Source organism: Nonomuraea sp. B5E05 (genome assembly GCF_039880665.1).
Taxonomy (GTDB): Bacteria; Actinomycetota; Actinomycetes; order Streptosporangiales; family Streptosporangiaceae; genus Nonomuraea.
On sequence record NZ_JBDPMJ010000111.1, the window covers coordinates 1 to 573 of the forward strand.

The 573-nt window shown below is 69.1% G+C and carries 1 protein-coding gene; it reads left to right on the forward strand.

Annotation, left to right across the window (positions count from 1 at the left end; genetic code table 11):
* Positions 1–432 (forward strand): RNA polymerase sigma factor (locus ABGB01_RS46045; protein ID WP_347780662.1); only part of this gene is annotated, 432 nt, incomplete at its 5' end.
* Between the last annotated feature and the right edge of the window lie 141 nt (positions 433–573).

A 573-nucleotide genomic window follows, 5' to 3' on the forward strand; every position in this document is an offset into this window, starting at 1 on the left:
GGCCCCAGCCAGGCCGAGGACGTCGTGGCCGACACCTTTCTGACCGCCTTCCAGCGCCGGGGCGATTACGACAAGGCCCGCGCCAACGCCCGCCCATGGCTGTACGGCATCGCCTCCAACCTGATCGGCAAGCATCGGCGCACCGAGATGAGCCTCTACCGCGCCTACATCCGCAGTGGGGTGCATCCGGCGGAGGTGTCCGGCGCACCGGTTGAGGACGGGGTCGGCACCCTTGCCGCCAACCGGCCGCTGGCACGGGCGTTACTGAAACTCAACCGAGCCGATCGCGATGTGCTGCTGCTCGTCGCCTGGGCCGAACTGAGCTACCAGGAGGTCGCGGACGCACTTGCCATCCCTGTGGGAACCGTGCGCTCGCGACTCAACCGGGCCCGCACCCGGGTTCGTCAGACACTAGAACGAGGAGCAGAATGATGGACGAGCTCAAGACCATGTGGGTGACTCCCCCGGGCACTCCAGACGACCTCGCCGGAGCGCGGCGGCGGCTGCTGGAAGGAATGGACGGCCCGCCCGCGCGCCGGCGCATCTTCGGGGGAGGCCGGGCGATCTTCACCG